Origin of the sequence: Paenarthrobacter sp. NPDC089988 (assembly GCF_044748465.1) — a bacterium.
Classification (GTDB): Bacteria; Actinomycetota; Actinomycetes; order Actinomycetales; family Micrococcaceae; genus Arthrobacter.
This window is the reverse complement of the sequence record NZ_JBIVGD010000001.1, coordinates 659,106-673,965: the sequence shown is the minus strand read 5'-3', so window position 1 is coordinate 673,965 and position 14,860 is coordinate 659,106. Positions and strand designations below refer to the sequence as shown.

At 63.0% G+C, this 14,860-nt stretch carries 14 protein-coding genes; 5 read left to right on the top strand and 9 right to left on the bottom strand.

Annotated elements, in window-relative coordinates:
• The first annotated feature begins 142 nt into the window (after window positions 1-142).
• Window positions 143-802, top strand: coding sequence for an HAD family hydrolase (locus tag ACIPV6_RS03215; RefSeq protein ID WP_400269498.1), 660 nt, complete (start codon window positions 143-145; stop codon window positions 800-802).
• A 332-nt stretch (window positions 803-1,134) separates the two neighbouring features.
• Here ACIPV6_RS03215 and ACIPV6_RS03210 read toward each other — a convergent pair whose 3' ends face one another.
• The 4 genes from ACIPV6_RS03210 to ACIPV6_RS03195 form a co-directional block, all read right to left on the bottom strand.
• A complete protein-coding gene (locus ACIPV6_RS03210) occupies window positions 1,135-1,806 on the bottom strand; it encodes an NAD(P)-dependent oxidoreductase (protein ID WP_400269497.1) in 672 nt (223 codons plus the stop codon).
• The gene (locus tag ACIPV6_RS03205; RefSeq protein ID WP_400269496.1) at window positions 1,781-1,969 is read right to left on the bottom strand and encodes an NAD(P)-binding domain-containing protein; all 189 of its coding nucleotides are present in this window, start codon (window positions 1,967-1,969) and stop codon (window positions 1,781-1,783) included. The genes ACIPV6_RS03210 and ACIPV6_RS03205 overlap by 26 nt, the downstream gene beginning before the upstream one ends.
• A gap of 45 nt (window positions 1,970-2,014) precedes the next feature.
• Entirely contained in the window at window positions 2,015-2,404 is a 390-nt protein-coding gene (locus tag ACIPV6_RS03200; RefSeq protein WP_400269495.1) for a MerR family transcriptional regulator, read from the bottom strand.
• Between the two features lie 312 nt (window positions 2,405-2,716).
• Complete coding sequence (locus ACIPV6_RS03195; protein ID WP_400269494.1) at window positions 2,717-4,741, bottom strand: S9 family peptidase; 2,025 nt, start codon at window positions 4,739-4,741, stop codon at window positions 2,717-2,719.
• A 68-nt stretch (window positions 4,742-4,809) separates the two neighbouring features.
• Between ACIPV6_RS03195 and ACIPV6_RS03190 the strand changes: the two genes are divergently transcribed.
• The 4 genes from ACIPV6_RS03190 to ACIPV6_RS03175 all read left to right on the top strand — a co-directional run bounded on the left by ACIPV6_RS03190 (window position 4,810) and on the right by ACIPV6_RS03175 (window position 7,880).
• Window positions 4,810-5,664: a methyltransferase domain-containing protein gene (locus ACIPV6_RS03190; RefSeq protein ID WP_400269493.1), complete on the top strand. Its 855-nt coding sequence runs from the start codon at window positions 4,810-4,812 to the stop codon at window positions 5,662-5,664.
• An 80-nt stretch (window positions 5,665-5,744) separates the two neighbouring features.
• Window positions 5,745-6,206 (top strand): NfeD family protein, encoded by a 462-nt coding sequence (locus ACIPV6_RS03185; RefSeq protein ID WP_400269492.1) that lies wholly within the window; start codon window positions 5,745-5,747, stop codon window positions 6,204-6,206.
• 88 nt (window positions 6,207-6,294) lie between these two features.
• Window positions 6,295-7,275 (top strand): SPFH domain-containing protein, encoded by a 981-nt coding sequence (locus ACIPV6_RS03180; RefSeq protein ID WP_400269491.1) that lies wholly within the window; start codon window positions 6,295-6,297, stop codon window positions 7,273-7,275.
• Window positions 7,276-7,532: 257 nt separating this feature from the next.
• On the top strand, window positions 7,533-7,880 hold the full coding sequence (locus ACIPV6_RS03175) for an RNA polymerase-binding protein RbpA (RefSeq protein ID WP_397321881.1): 348 nt from the start codon (window positions 7,533-7,535) through the stop codon (window positions 7,878-7,880).
• Between the two features lie 81 nt (window positions 7,881-7,961).
• Here the strand turns inward: ACIPV6_RS03175 and ACIPV6_RS03170 are convergent, their stop codons facing one another.
• The 5 genes from ACIPV6_RS03170 to tatA all read right to left on the bottom strand — a co-directional run bounded on the left by ACIPV6_RS03170 (window position 7,962) and on the right by tatA (window position 14,838).
• Window positions 7,962-8,705 (bottom strand): polyprenol monophosphomannose synthase, encoded by a 744-nt coding sequence (locus ACIPV6_RS03170; RefSeq protein ID WP_400269490.1) that lies wholly within the window; start codon window positions 8,703-8,705, stop codon window positions 7,962-7,964.
• A gap of 356 nt (window positions 8,706-9,061) precedes the next feature.
• Window positions 9,062-10,702 (bottom strand): amidohydrolase, encoded by a 1,641-nt coding sequence (locus ACIPV6_RS03165; protein WP_400269489.1) that lies wholly within the window; start codon window positions 10,700-10,702, stop codon window positions 9,062-9,064.
• Between the two features lie 47 nt (window positions 10,703-10,749).
• Entirely contained in the window at window positions 10,750-13,701 is a 2,952-nt protein-coding gene (locus ACIPV6_RS03160; protein WP_400269488.1) for a DEAD/DEAH box helicase, read from the bottom strand.
• Between the two features lie 24 nt (window positions 13,702-13,725).
• Window positions 13,726-14,562 (bottom strand): twin-arginine translocase subunit TatC, encoded by an 837-nt coding sequence (gene tatC / locus ACIPV6_RS03155; RefSeq protein WP_397321874.1) that lies wholly within the window; start codon window positions 14,560-14,562, stop codon window positions 13,726-13,728.
• Between the two features lie 6 nt (window positions 14,563-14,568).
• The gene (gene tatA / locus ACIPV6_RS03150) at window positions 14,569-14,838 is read right to left on the bottom strand and encodes a Sec-independent protein translocase subunit TatA (RefSeq protein ID WP_397321873.1); all 270 of its coding nucleotides are present in this window, start codon (window positions 14,836-14,838) and stop codon (window positions 14,569-14,571) included.
• Between the last annotated feature and the right edge of the window lie 22 nt (window positions 14,839-14,860).

Here is a 14,860-nt window from a genome sequence, read left to right as displayed (position 1 = left end):
GCCACCCTAAGCTCCAAAAGCTTAGCTATCCCGGAATTCGCCCGCCAGCGCTGGGAAGCAGGCCCAACTCATACACACGTTTTGTCCTATAACCCCGTGCTACCGTCACCACCCCGTGAAATACCGAGGCTAGGCTCCTGAAATGAACACCTTGCCTCTCGTGATATTCGACTGCGATGGAGTCCTCGTTGACAGCGAGCGGTTGGTCCAAGACATCGACATGGCGATGATCAGCAGCCTGGGCTGGAACATTTCGCGACAAGAGATTCTGGAGCAGCATATGGGTCAAACCGAGGATGCAGTCCTGGCCAACATTGAACGCAGAATTGGGCGACCTGTCCCCGACGACTTTGCAAAACGCCGCCGCTCAGCGTATAAGCAGGACTTCAAGGAACGTCTCGATGACGTTCCCGGCGTGCGCCAAGCAGTAGTGGAGCTGCAGACCATTGGCCACGATACTTGCGTCGCCTCGTCCGGCAGCCACTCCAAAATGCGGCTGACTTTGGGTAAGACAGCGTTGCGACCCTTGTTCGAGGGCCGGATATTCAGTGCGGACGATGTTGCCCACGGCAAGCCCGCCCCGGACCTGTTCCTTCACGCTGCAAGCAGCATGGGTTATCGGCCAGGTCATTGTGTCGTGGTCGAGGACAGCCCCTCAGGGGTCACCGCCGCCTTGGCGGCGGGCATACTGGTCATTGGATTCGCCGGGCTGACGCCAGCGAAGATGTTGCATCGAGCCAGCATCGTCATTGATGACATGGCTGACATGCCCCGCGCCATTCGTACCGTCTCGAGAACCTGATCCGGGAACCTCGTCCGGCACCGAACTCGTTGTCGTCCCATGGGGCACGCTCGCCTTCCAATGACATGAGCCGTGAGTGCAATCACAACACAATCCGTGCGCATCATCGACACGGACGAGAGCGCCTGGACACCAATAGTGTGTGGCTGGCCCTCAACGAAGGCCACATTGCACCGCAGGGCGATCTTCTCCGTCTGTTGGGGTGCCTCGTGGGCCAGGCTTTGCTATCCCACGGCGCCTGGTTGACGGCAGTGTGGCCGGTCCTTAGCGGCGGCCGGCCACACTGCGGTAGTGCATGCCGAATCCAGGACTCCTCTCCTACGAGGCCTTAACTAGGCCGACACGCGGATAGCCGTCCGGCCCAGGTCTTCGTCGCCGTTGCCCGCGGACTCCAGGAGGCCAACCGACTGGGATACCAGCGCCGTCGCCTTGCTACGCCGAGCAAGTTCAAGATCTTTAGCCGCCAACCGCGTGGCATAGTTTGCCTCCGCAGCGAAGGCGCGTTGGGTCTGGCCTCCGACAGGTGTATGCGAAAAGACCGACCTGAGGGTGTCCTCATCCAATCCAAACGAACGCCCCACTGCGATTCCCTCACCCACTGCCAAAATGCCGGGAATGATGGCGGACATCACTGCGACTTTGGCCGCTGATCCAGCTCCAGCCCCGCCGACGAGCGTCGGCGTTCCCAACAGCGACAACACTGGTCGGGCAAGCTCGAAGGCCGACTCGTCTGCGCCGACCAAAAGTCCCAGGGAGCCCTTGAGGGCGGCGTCTGAGCTACCCATGACGGGGGCATCGATAACGTGCACACCAAGAGGCACCAAGCTGTGCAATTCTGAGCTGGTCTCAGGGTGGACAGTAGACAGATCAACAAGAACAGCGCCGCGGAGCACATCGTTGGCAATGATCCCCACGACGTCGAGCACGGCCTTGTCATCACGGAGCATGAGCAAGACGACGTCGGCATTCCGGACGGCATCAGCGGCGGTGTCCGCAATTGTCACCCCTTGTAAAAGCAGAGGCCTTCGCCTTGGTCCGGTTCCACACTGTAACAGCGCAGCCAGATGAAACGAGCCTGCGGGCAAAGGCCGAGCCCATTGCTCCGAGACCAATGAGAGCGACCCGCGACTCGTTTGTGGACAAATTTCGATTGATTTCCCGTGTCATGCTTTGAGTCAACTACTTAGAGCGCGCTCGAACGCAAGCGGAACCTCAAATGGCAGCCTTGCGGTCGACTGTAGCCGGGCCTGGGCCCTGGTACAGCATAATTTTGGCGTCTATCGCCTTGAGGTGTTGTTCGGTGCGACGAAGTTGCTCTTCGACTCGGCTCCGGTGCGTTTCAAGGAGACCGACCCGCTGTTCTTCATTGCCATCGCCGTCTTGGATAAGCGCAATGTAGGCGCGCAGATCCCGCATGGGCATCCCTGTCTCACGCAACCGCTTCAGCATACGTACCCACCGAATATCCCGATCAATGTACCGCCGCCGCCCGGCCGAATCCCGCGGCACATCAAAGACCAGCAGGCCGTCCCCTTCGTAGTAGCGCAGAGTGTGCTCCGTTAGCCCTGTCAGCTCTGCGGCACTGGATATCGAATAGCTCACGGCTTTCCCCAATCAATAGTGGCTTCCCATTGCCAGCCTCGACCCAATTTCTAAGTGCATGGAGCGTCCGGGCACGTAACGCGAGATGCATACATCCCTGCCAATGTCCTAAGGCGCGCCATCAAACCAAAAGACCTTTGGTGCTTATTGATTGGCGGCTGTCCCGGCAACGAGATTCACGAGCCAGTAGTTTGTTCACGTTGCCATGATGACTGTTACTACTGCCCTGGTGCTTCTCGCAGCCTTTTCGGCGGGTACTTTGCCGCCAGTCCGCCTCGCCCGCAGACCGTAGGCGGCCCGGCATGCCAGCAACTACGCCACGCCATCCTCGCCGCGGTTGACTGCGCTCGGGAGGTGTTTCGCCCACCAGGACAGGATGTGCTGGAACCGCGCCTTGCGGTGATGTGGAGTGCCCGAGCGCGACAGTTCGTGGTCTTCGCCTGGAAACACCAACAGCGATGTTTCCACCCCGCGGGACTTCAGTTCGGTGTAGTACCGCTGGCCCTGCTCGATGGGGCAACGGAGATCGTTCTCGCTATGGATGACCAGCGTAGGAGTCCTCACGCTGCCAACCACGGCCATGGGGCTCTGGGCTTGCAGTTGTTCCGGGGTTCCGCCTGTGTACTCCCCTCCGAAGAACCAGCCAATATCGGCCGAGCCGTGGAAACTGACGGGGTCCAGGAAGCCGCGCTCCACAATGGCGCCCTTGAATCGATGATCATGGGCGATGGTCCAGGCGGTGAGGTACCCACCGTAGGAACCTCCCATGATGCCCACGCGGTCCCGGTCCAACACCGTGAAAGCATCCAACGCGGCATCGAGGAAAGCCAGGACGTCCTGCATGTCCACGGTGCCCATGCGTTCCTTGATGGCCCGCCCATGGGTCTGGCTGTACCCGGCGGAACCCCGGGGGTTGCACATCACCACCGCATATCCGGCCGCGGCATAGACTTGGGCTTCGTCGAAGAACGCGCCCGTGTACTGGGCGAACGGGCCGCCGTGGATGGTGAGGAGCACCGGGTGTGGTCCCGGACCGTCCGGCATCACCACCCAGCCGTGCACGGGGTGGCCGTCCTCCGCTGCCGCTTCAAGGTCCCGCGGCTCGCTGAGGTGGGAATGGTTGCGGAGGGTTGCCGAGAAATCGGTCAGCAGCCGCAGTTCACCCCTGTCCAGGTAGGCAAGATCACCCACAGTGGAGGCGTCAGAGAAGCTGACTGCTATTTCGCCGTTGGCCGCCACGGTTGCTCCCAGCACCACCCGGGTGCCGTGTACCAGCGGGGTGATGCCGCCGTCCGCTGCGACCTGCAGGAGTTCAACAGTGCCCAAGGCCGTGTTCAGGACCAGGACACTGTCTGTTCCACTCGGCTGCAGGGGGCCTGAAACGTCAAGGTGCTCGGCATCGGTCAATGGCCGCGCCTCTCCCCCACCCGCGGGCATCACAAAGAGGACCGTGTTCTTGGCGACGAAGTCGATCCGCGATTCGCCCAGGTCCTGGGCGGTGTAGAAGAGCCACTTGCCGTCGGTCGAGACCCTCACGGCATTGACCGTTTGCGGACTGTGGTTGGAGGGATGAACTGCTTCCGGCTGGCCGCCTTGGACGTCCATCCGGTAGACAGAGGCGACCAGGTCGTCGTCGTGCGTTTCATGCAGGGCGGCCACAAAGTAAAGGTGGCGGCCGTCCGGAGCGAAGACCGGAGACTCATGGTCGGCGTCGCCAAAGGTAAGCTGCCGGGCCTGCGGAACGTCCGTGAAGGCGGCCTGGCTTTGTTCGTGGGCCGCCCGTCCGCGTGGACGGAAGGCCGGCTCGCTGCCGAGCTCAGGCACCTCCACCACGAACAATTGCTGGCGCTGGTCAGCGGTATAGCCCAAACCGTTCATCCGATACTGCTTGGAAGAGATGAGGCGCGGGTCCTCGCGCCCGGACGTGACGTCGTCCACCGTGCCATAGCGACCGGGTTCGGGTACGCGGGACGTAAAGACGATCCGGTGCGAGTCCGGCGCCCACTCAAAACTTCCCACACCCGCATGCTGCCCGGTAATCCGCTGCGGCTCCCCTCCCGCGGACTCCACCACGAAAAGCTGCGGCTTGCCGTCCTGGTCGCTTCGCAGGAAAGCCAGTACCAACCCGTCTGGCGAGAAGGCGGGAGCGGTGTCCCTGAACCCACGCGTAATACGCCGGGAGTGCTTGGCAGGGTCCAACGGCACGGTCCAGAGCTGGCCGACATAGGAATCCGTGTCAAAGTCCGGCCTGGTAACCGCGACGACGGCCCTGGTCCCGTCAGGGTGGATGGCGGGAGCGGAGACAGTGTTCAGCAGGGGCAGTTGCTCGGGTTTCACGTGGGTGAGCCTAACCGCACACCCCGGATGCCGGAGCCTGACACTCCGTCGGCCGTAGGATTGAAGCCATGCTGTCCGACGCCATCGCCGCCCTTCGCTGTCCCGTGTGCCAGGGAACCTGCCACCTTGGCGAAGGCCCGCACCGCGCAATCCTGTGCAGCGCCGGCCACGTTTTTGATGCTGCCAAACAGGGCTACTTCAACCTCTTGACGGGGAAGGGCACAGTCTTCGAAGCGGACACCGCAGACATGGTGGCCGCCCGCCAGCGCTTTCTGGACGGCGGCCATTACGCCGAACTGGCCTGCGCCATCGCCTCCCTGGCGGCAGGGGCCATGCAGGGCCCGGATCCTGCTGTTCTTGATGCCGGGACGGGGACGGGCCATTACCTGCACGCCGTCCTGCACAAGACGCCGGCAACAGCTATGGGATTGGATATCTCCAAATTCGCCCTCCGCAGGGCTGCCCGACTGAATCCCCAGGCCGCCAACCTGGTTTGGGACATCTGGCGTCCCCTGCCCCTCGCAGACCATTCCATGGACGTGGTCCTGGTGGTGTTCGCTCCGCGGAATCCACCGGAGTTCGCCCGGGTGCTGCGTCCGGGCGGCACCCTGTTGGTGGTCACCCCACGCCCGGGACACCTGGCCGAAGCGGCCGAGCGCACCGGCATGCTGTCCATACAGGAAGGCAAAGAGGAGAAGCTGGCAGAGACCCTCTCGGAACACTTCCTGCCTGGACGCACCATAAGCCTCGACATCCCGCTCACACTGGACCCCGGACAACTTGCGGACCTCGCCTACATGGGCCCCGCGGGCCACCATCTCGATTCACGCACGGCACCGGAATCCGCTGGTGGCACGGAATCGTTCCACACCACGGCAAAGTTCCAGATCGGGATCTTCAAGAGCCGGGAATCACGGCCCTGACGTGGGCCTCCGCTCCGGGCTAGGATGGAAGGACAGCGACTGTGATCCCGTCCTCGGGGTCCGGGACCAAGGGGGAACAGATGTTTGAATGGCTCGGCGAAAACTGGTGGGCTCTCTGGCTCACGGTCTTCCTCGCGTTCGCAGTGGTGGAGATGCTGACCCTCGACCTCTTCTTCATCATGCTGGGTGGCGGCGCCCTCGCCGGCTTGGTGGCCGACTTCGCAGGTGCCGACTTCTGGCTCCAGATCGTCATCTTCAGCGTGGTTTCCCTCCTGATGATTGCGTTCGTACGGCCCGTAGCCCTCAAGCACCTCCGCAAGGGACCGGCCGAACAACGCACCAACGTCGACCGCCTGATAGGACAATCCGCCCTCGTCATCGAAGCCGTGAGCGGGACAAGTGGCCTGGTTAAGATCGGGGGCGACGTCTGGACGGCACGCAGCACGTCCGGGGTCATCGACGCGGGCGCCACGGTCCAGGTCACCAGGATTGACGGCGCGACGGCGGTTGTCGCCTCGACTGCCGAAAGCAGCCCGCTCTAGGGCACACCGAAAGTTTCTGCTGACGGGCGCGGGTTGCCCCGCACTTGTGAGCCGCATCAACCACTCAATTGGGGAATGAAGGAGATGTATGGACGGCCTAGGAGGAACAGCGGCAGCCATAGTGCTGGTTGTTCTTGTCATATTTGTCATCATTGTGCTGGTCCGCTCGATCAGGATTATTCCGCAGGCACGTGCCGGCGTCGTTGAACGCCTGGGCAAGTACCAGCGCACGCTCAACCCGGGACTCACCATCCTGATCCCGTTCGTGGACCGGCTCCTGCCGCTGCTCGATCTTCGCGAACAAGTGGTGTCGTTTCCGCCGCAGCCGGTCATCACCGAGGACAACCTGGTGGTGTCCATCGATACCGTCGTCTACTTCCAGGTCACTGACCCCCGGGCTGCCACGTACGAGATCGCAAACTACATCCAGGCAGTAGAGCAGTTGACCACCACCACGCTCCGTAACGTCGTCGGCGGGCTCAACCTCGAAGAGGCGCTGACCTCGCGCGATCAGATCAACGGCCAGTTGCGTGGCGTGCTGGACGAGGCCACCGGCCGCTGGGGCATCCGGGTGTCCCGCGTCGAGCTCAAGGCAATCGACCCACCCCACTCCATCCAGGACTCCATGGAGAAGCAGATGCGGGCCGAGCGTGACCGGCGTGCAGCCATCCTCACGGCCGAAGGCACCAAGCAGTCGCAGATCCTCACGGCTGAGGGCCAGCGGCAGGCGGCGATCCTTGCGGCCGAAGGTGATGCCAAGGCAGCCATCCTGCGTGCAGACGGCGAAGCCCAGGCCATCCAAAAGGTCTTCGACGCGATCCACAAGGGAAATCCGGACCAGAAGCTTCTGGCTTACCAGTACCTGCAGACTCTCCCCAAGCTTGCGGAGGGCACCTCAAACAAGCTGTGGATCATTCCCAGCGAGGTAGGCGAAGCCCTGAAAGGCATCGGCGGTGCCCTTGGCGGGACCAACGGGGACTCCCCCGTCCAGGGTCTTTTCGGCGGCAGGAACGATGCCAAGGCATCGTCCCCGGAGCCGGCAGCCGAGCCTGCGAGGCCTGCGGAGTAGCACCTAGCGAATCGCGTCAGGAGCGGTCATCCGGGAGGCTGGCCGCTCCTGGGGTTTAAGGGTTTTTGAGCACCCGGCCCGTTTCCGCGTATAATAGGATATTTGTCCGGCTGGTTCAGCGTGGATGGAACATAAGAGCTTGGCCGGGCGTTGCAAATAGTGATGCAAGGTGTGCAGAAGTAGTCCGTGAGCGGCGAGACAACGGCTTACGGCTAGCGCAGGGTTTCCAGCCCTGCGAACAGACAGAGGGAGTAATCATGAGCGATCGCAGCCTGCGGGGCATGCGTCTTGGCGCCCAGAGCATGGAAACCGAATCCGGTGTTGAGCCGGCACCGCGCCAGCGGGTCGAGTACCGTTGCGAGGATGGCGAGCAGGTCTTCGTGACCTTTGCCGCCGAAGCCGAGATTCCCCCTGTTTGGGTTTCCAAGACCGGCAAGGAGGCGCTGCTGGTTGACGGCGAGCGTCCGGTCGACGCCAATGAAAAAGCTGTACGTACCCACTGGGACATGCTTCTTGAGCGCCGCACGCTTCCGGAACTGGAGCAAATCCTGGAGGATCGCTTGAACATCCTCCGTGAGCGCCGTGGAGAGCGCCGCTCCGCGTAACGGAGCCTCAGAGCAAAGGCCGGGCCCGGATCCCTTAAGGGATCCGGGCCCGGCCTTTTCTTGTGGCCTGCTGGCTTCGGATTACTTGGCCGCGGCCGGCTGCTTTCCTGTGAGCTTCGCCCACCGCGCGGCGAGCCCCCACTTGGTGACGTTGATCATGGCTTCAACCACGATGTTCCCGCTCATCTTGGATGCCCCGAGTTCACGCTCCACGAACGTGATGGGACGCTCTTCGATGCGCAGTCCGAGTTTGGCGACGCGCCAGGCGAGGTCCACCTGGAAGCCGTAGCCCACCGAGGCTACTTCATCCAGTTTGAGGGCCTCCAGGGTGCTCCGGCGGAAGGCCCGGTATCCACCGGTTACGTCCTTGATTTTAACGCCCAGCATGATCCGGGAATACGTGCTGCCAATGCGGGAGATCGCCTGGCGGTACAGCGGCCAGTTGACGACGCTCCCGCCGGGAACCCACCGGGAACCCATCGCGAGGTCGGCGCCATCCTTGATGGCGTCCAGGAGCAGGGGCAGCTGCTCCGGCTGGTGCGAGCCGTCTGCGTCCATTTCAACCAGGACGTCATAGCCGGCCGCCAGGCCCCATTTGAAACCGGCGATGTACGCGGCCCCCAGGCCTTCCTTGCCTTTGCGGTGCAGCACGTGAACCTGGCTGTCCTCCGCGGCGATCCCGTCGGCGAGCTGTCCCGTACCGTCCGGGCTGTTGTCATCGACCACGAGGACATCCGATTCGGGAACGGCAGCCCGAAGCCGGCCCAGTGTCTTGGGGAGCGATTCCAGCTCGTTGTAGGTGGGGATGATCGTCAGGACACGCAAGAAGAGGCCTTTCCTTGATGGAGCGGTCAGTGTGCCGGACCAGCGTGGACGCTGGCGTTCTGGCGCAACTCTCCATTATAGGGTGAGGCGGCCGCTGATATTTTGCGGATGTGTCAGTGCCCACATTCCCGGGCGACGCGACGGATGCTGTGGACAGGTCCAGCGGCCACAGTCCAGTCGATGCCCGGCAGATATCCTGCCGGACGGACCGTTTTCCAAGACCGCGTGGACCTGCCCACACGCGTACCGCTTATGCTACCCGGCAAGGCAACGCCGTCAACCGCCCGATGACCTGCACCGACGAGCGTTGCCCCAGTTCAGCGCGGACGGGCACTCCCGGGAAAATCTTGCCGGAGTCAGCTGCGCAAGGCCTCGTGCGCGAACAGCTCCTGGCCTTCGCGGACCGTTTGAAGACATACGGGGTCACTGCCGGTATCCAGGGCCGGAAGCAGCGGCGTGCGGGCCCGTGGGTCGGTGCTCCACGACTGGACCCGGCTGTCTGCCACCTGCACCATCAGCTCCTCGACCTCCCAGACGGCGAAGCTCGCCGGTGCGCCCGGAACCAGTTGGCCCATCAGCGGATTACGGTGTTTGGTGGCCCGCCATCCCGCACGCGTGTGGCCCAGGAAGGCAGCGCGCGCCGAAATACGCTGCTCAGGGTTGCTGTGTTCCAGGCAGGCCCGGATGCTTGACCATGGTCGAAGCGGAGTCACAGGGCTGTCACTTCCAAAGGCAATGGGAACGCCGCCGGCATAGAACGACGCGAAAGGATTCATGCCACGGCTGCGGTCACCGAGCCGCTGCTCATAGAGCCCTCCCGGACTCCCCCAGGCAGCATCGAAACCAGGCTGCACACTGACAGTGATGGAGTACTTGGCGAGCCGGTCCACCGATTCCTGGTGGGCCAGTTCGACGTGCTCAAAGCGGTGCCCGGCAGCACGGATACGCTGCTCTCCGACTTCCGCTGCGGCCGCATCGAGTGCGTCCAGCCCGGAAACCAGTCCGGCGTCGCCAATGACGTGGAACCCGGCTTGGATGCCCAGCATGGAACATGCCGCCAGGTGGCTCGCGGCCTCCTCAACGGACAGGTAGAGGTTGCCACGGTTTCCGGGAGCGTCGGCGTAATCGGAGGCCAATGCCGCTGTGCGGGAACCAAGGGAACCATCGATGTTGAGGTCGCCGGCCAGACCCAGCACCGGAGTTCCCAGGCCTTCCAGGATCTGCCGGGCCTTCTCCTCCGAGGAGGCCAGTTCACCCCAGTAGGGCAGGATCTGCGGGCTGCCGCCTTCCTCGTTCCAGGAATTGGCCATCCGCAGATCGTCCGGCCGGCAAATATGGGGAGCGGACATTTCTGCCAGTGCCACGTACCCGTTGCTGGCCGCTTCGCGGAGGGCCGCTTCCTGGAAGCCCCGGCGCGTGGAATCGTCGAAGTTCCTGGCCGCGCTCCTGGCCGCGGTGTGTGCCGCCCGGACAACATGGGCAGTTCCCGTGAAGCCATCAAGCCCGCCAAGGCCCGCGGCGTCGACCAGGGCGGAGGAAACGAGCGAGGAATGGACGTCTATCCGCGACAGGTAGACGGTCCGGCCCGGGGCTGCCCGATCAAGCTCTTCCAAGGTGGGCAGCGTGGGATCGTTCCAGGTAGTTTCATCCCACCCGTGGCCCAGGATGGCGGCCGTGCCGGGCACTGCGGCAACGGTGTCGAGGACGTCGCGGGCTGACCGTGCGCTACCCAACTGCAGGCCGACCAGAGCCAGGCCCGTTTCGGTCAGATGGGCATGCGAGTCCACGAAGCCCGGGGTGAGAAGGGCACCTCGGAGATCGATGATCTCCATGGTGCCGTCCGCGATGGATGCGGCAGCCTGCTCGGAACCGACCCATGCCACAGTGTCACCGTCCACTACCATGGCCGTGGCAAATGGATCCGCCGCCGTGTAGATGGATCCGTTGCGGTACATGGTGACCTTACGGTTGCCGGCAGGCGCGCCTGGCTGGTTCATTCGCTGAACTCCTTGGGAAAAGACGGTAATGAAATCGAAAAAGGACGTCAGGCGACCGTGGAGTACGCCACGACGCCACGGCGGACCAGGTCGATGGACTCCCGGCAGATACGGGCCAGCCGTGGGTCCAGTTGCGGAATTTTCGCCAACTGGTCCAACAGGTCCACCACCTGCTTGGCCCAGCGGACAAAATCGCCGGCCGCGAGGTCCGTCCCGCTGAGTACATCCTGAAGGTGCCGGCCCTTGGCCCACTTGTACATGGGCCACATGAGGCCCAGTTCGGGTTCTGCCGTCAGAGGGAGCCGGTTTTGTTCCTCGGTGTCCTCCAGGCGTGACCATTCACGGACCACGATGTCCACGGCGGTCTCCAGCGAGATGGAGGGCATTTTCGGCCGCAGGCCCCGGTCTTCGCGCTTGGCCTGGTACACCAAGGTCGTGGCGAAGCACGCCATCTCCGCGGCGTCGAGGTCGTTGATTGCGCCTTCCCTGATGGCTTGTGAGATGAGCAGGTCCTTCTCGCCATAGATCCTGCGGAGACGCTGGCCATCCGCGCTGATGGTGACCTTTCCGGCGTCGTCCGTTTCCAGGTAGCCGTAGGAGGACAGGACATCGCACACGCGGTCGAAGGTCTTGGCAATGGTGTTGGTCCTGCCTTGGATCTGGCGGACCAGCCCGTCCGTTTCCTTCCGCAGCTTCCACCAGCGCTCGGACCAGCGGGCGTGATCCTCACGCTCGCTGCAGCCGTGGCAAGGATGCGCCCGGAGGGTCCGGCGAAGCTCGGCGATCCGTTTCTCCTGCTCCTGCGTCCGGGAACCCAGGCCGAAGTCCTCATGCCTGCTGTTGCGCCGCTTGGGGGCATCGTCGCTGACGGCATGGCGCATGGACGCTGCGAGGTCGCGGCGGGCCTTTGGCAGCTTCGCATTGAAAGACTTGGGAATCCGGATCCGGGTCACCGGAGACACCGGCGCATCCACGTCATGTACGCCGATGCGCCGCAGCTGGTTGTCCGAGGTCAGGATGGAGGGGCGCGGTTCACGCGCGTTGGGGTCGGCGTCAAGCACGACGGCGAACCCCGCCAGCCTGCCGCTCGAAACACTGATGACGTCCCCGGGTATGAGACGGGTCAGGGAATCGGACACCCTGGAACGGCGGGCCCGCTGGTTGTCCCGCGCCGCGAACTGCTCAGCATCGCCCAACTCCCGCCGCAACCGGGAGTATTCGCCGAAGTCACCGAGATGGCATTCCATGGACTTGGCGTAGCCGGCCAGCGATTCCTCCCTGCCGCGGACTTGCCTGGCGAGGCCAACTACGGAGCGGTCGGCCTGGAACTGCGCAAAAGAGGATTCGAGGATTTCCCGTGCCCTGGTGCGCCCGAACTGGGCAATCAAATTGATGCTCATGTTATAGGTCGGCCTGAAACTCGAATTCAGGGGGTAGGTGCGGCGCGAAGCCAGGCCCGCCACGGCTGCCGGATCGGTACCGGGTTGCCACAGGACTACGGCATGTCCCTCGACGTCAATGCCGCGGCGCCCGGCCCGCCCCGTCAGCTGGGTGTACTCCCCTGCCGTGATGTTGACGTGGGCTTCCCCGTTGAACTTTTCAAGCTTTTCCAGGACGACGCACCGTGCCGGCATGTTCACGCCCAGCGCCAGGGTTTCGGTAGCGAAAACAGCCTTGACCAAACCGACCGCGAAGAGCTTCTCCACCACCTCCTTGAACGTGGGGAGCATCCCGGCATGGTGGGCCGCGAAGCCCCTGACCAGGCCGTCGCGCCAGCCCCAGAAGCCCAGGACGTCAAGGTCGTCAGCCGGAATCTCCCGGCTGGCCTCATCCACGCGTTGGGCAATGATCTGCTGTTCACGTTCGGTGGTCAACCACAATCCGGAGGCCGCGCACTGTGCGACCGCTGCGTCACAGCCGGCCCTGGAGAAAATGAAGGTGATGGCGGGCAGCAGGCCCTGCCGGTTCAGGCTATCGATGACCTGGGGCCTGCTGGCCTTCCGGACAGGACTGCGCTGTTCTGTGGTGCGGTCCTCCCGTTGCCTGTCCTGACGGCGCCGGCTGCGTCCGCCATGGCCAAAGCGGCCGCTGAAGTTCATGCGGCTTTCCGAACGTGCCATGGCCAGGAGTTCAGGGTTTACCTCGAACTCCTGCCCCGACAGGGCCTGCCGGACTTTGTTTCCTGCCTGCTTGGACGGTTTGGCGAAGCTTACCGCCCGTTCCTCAGCGGCGTCTTCGGACTCGCTCAGGTCCGGAACCTCGGAATCGGGAATGGGCGGGGCGATCTCGTCAAAGGACGTGTCGCCCGCAAAGAGGTCGACGATTTCCCGGCCCACCATGACATGCTGCCAGAGCGGAACAGGCCGGTGCTCGGACACAATGACGTCCGTATCTCCACGGACGGTGTCCAACCAGGCACCAAACTCCTCGGCATTGGACACTGTGGCGCTCAGAGATGCCACCTGGACTTCGCTGGGCAGATGGATGATCACTTCTTCCCACACGGCTCCACGGAACCGGTCGGCGAGGTAGTGCACCTCGTCCATCACCACGAAGCCAAGGTCGCCCAGGGTTTCCGAATCGGCGTACAGCATGTTCCGGAGCACCTCGGTGGTCATGACCACCACGGGCGCCTCTCCATTGATGGTGGTATCACCGGTCAGCAGGCCAACGTTGGCCGCCCCGTACTTGGCTGCAAGTTCGGAAAACTTCTGGTTGCTCAGCGCTTTGATGGGAGTGGTGTAGAACGCCTTCAATCCCCGTTGCAATGCCAGATAGATGGCAAACTCGCCAACGATCGTCTTACCGGCGCCGGTTGGTGCTGCTACGAGGACGCCCCGGCCCTCTTGGAGGGACCGGCACGCCTCACGTTGGAAGTCGTCCAGGTCGAAATCGAGGGAGCGTGCGAAAGCGCCAAGATACGTCTTGGCCTCGGCTGTCCGGTTGGCTGCCGCCTGGTAGCGGTCTGATGGTGACGGAGACCCGGAGATGGAGGACATGCATCAAGCCTAGTGGCCTGAGCTCTACAGATTCTCCAGATCCGATGCCGAGGTGGCTATGTCCGCCGTGGCTTCCGTCTCAGCAGCCCGCTTGACGGCACGCCGTTCACGCCGCCGGTCGTTCCACAAGCAAATGCCGATAGCGGCAAAGAACAGCAAGAGCATGGGCGCGGCCAGGTAGAACATGCTCATGGCGTCCGCGCCGGGAGCCGCCATGGCCGCAAACAGGCACACCAGGAAGATCGTAATGCGCCAGCTCTTGATCAGTTGCTTGCCCTTGACAATCCCCGCGAGGTTGAGTCCCACGAGCACCACGGGGACCAGGAAGGCGATACCGAACGCCAGGAGGAGCCGCAGGACGAAGGAAAGGTAGATCTCGGCACTGATGAAGTTGGACGCACCACTCGGCGTGAAATCCGTGAGGACCCTGACTGCGTTCGGCAGGACGAGCCACGCCAGAAGCACGCCGCCAATGAACAGCGGTACGGCAGCGGCCACGAAGGACAACGCCAGGTTGCGTTCCTTCTTGTGAAGGCCGGGAACAATGAACGCCCACAGCTGGTAGATCCAGACAGGGCTGGAAATGAGCACGCCAAGGAACACCGAGACTTGAACCATGAGGTCGAAGGAACTGGCCACCCCGTCAAAATTCAGGGTTGCGGCACGGCCTTCCTTCTCGTTGAGGTCCTTGATCGGTTTGATCAATGCCTCAAGGAGCGGCTGGTAGACGATGAAGCCCGCCACCGTGCCCACAATGACGCCAATCGCCGCCTTGAAGAGCCTGTTCTTCAGCTCTTTGAGGTGGTCAAGCAACGCCATCCGGGCTTCGGGATTGGCTTTGCGTCCTTTCGTTTCTACCACTCTTCTTTAGACGCGGTTTGAGGGCGGAACGTCTGTCTCGCCGTTGTTCTTTGCCTTAACGTCCGGGTGGTCGACAACCCGGCCTTCGACGGCGTCCGAAGCGTCCTTGGAATCCTTGGACTCCGAAGATCCGTCCTTCTTCATCTCCCGGACCTCAGACTTGAAAATACGCATCGACTGACCAATGCTGCGCGCCATGGACGGCAGTTTCGGCGCGGCAAACAGCACCAGGGCCAGAACGATGATGATGATGAGATGCCAGCCTTCAAGCCTCATGTGGGAGGTCCTTTCCTTTTGG

Excerpts from the sequence above, each read along its gene's own strand:
- ACIPV6_RS03215 (WP_400269498.1), top strand. The coding sequence starts at position 143 with ATGAACACCTTGCCTCTCGTGATATTCGACTGCGATGGAGTCCTCGTT.
- ACIPV6_RS03205 (WP_400269496.1), bottom strand. The coding sequence starts at position 1,969 with ATGACACGGGAAATCAATCGAAATTTGTCCACAAACGAGTCGCGGGTC.
- ACIPV6_RS03190 (WP_400269493.1), top strand. The coding sequence starts at position 4,810 with ATGCTGTCCGACGCCATCGCCGCCCTTCGCTGTCCCGTGTGCCAGGGA.
- ACIPV6_RS03185 (WP_400269492.1), top strand. The coding sequence starts at position 5,745 with ATGTTTGAATGGCTCGGCGAAAACTGGTGGGCTCTCTGGCTCACGGTC.
- ACIPV6_RS03180 (WP_400269491.1), top strand. The coding sequence starts at position 6,295 with ATGGACGGCCTAGGAGGAACAGCGGCAGCCATAGTGCTGGTTGTTCTT.
- ACIPV6_RS03175 (WP_397321881.1), top strand. The coding sequence starts at position 7,533 with ATGAGCGATCGCAGCCTGCGGGGCATGCGTCTTGGCGCCCAGAGCATG.
- ACIPV6_RS03165 (WP_400269489.1), bottom strand. The coding sequence starts at position 10,702 with ATGAACCAGCCAGGCGCGCCTGCCGGCAACCGTAAGGTCACCATGTAC.
- ACIPV6_RS03160 (WP_400269488.1), bottom strand. The coding sequence starts at position 13,701 with ATGTCCTCCATCTCCGGGTCTCCGTCACCATCAGACCGCTACCAGGCG.
- tatA (WP_397321873.1), bottom strand. The coding sequence starts at position 14,838 with ATGAGGCTTGAAGGCTGGCATCTCATCATCATCATCGTTCTGGCCCTG.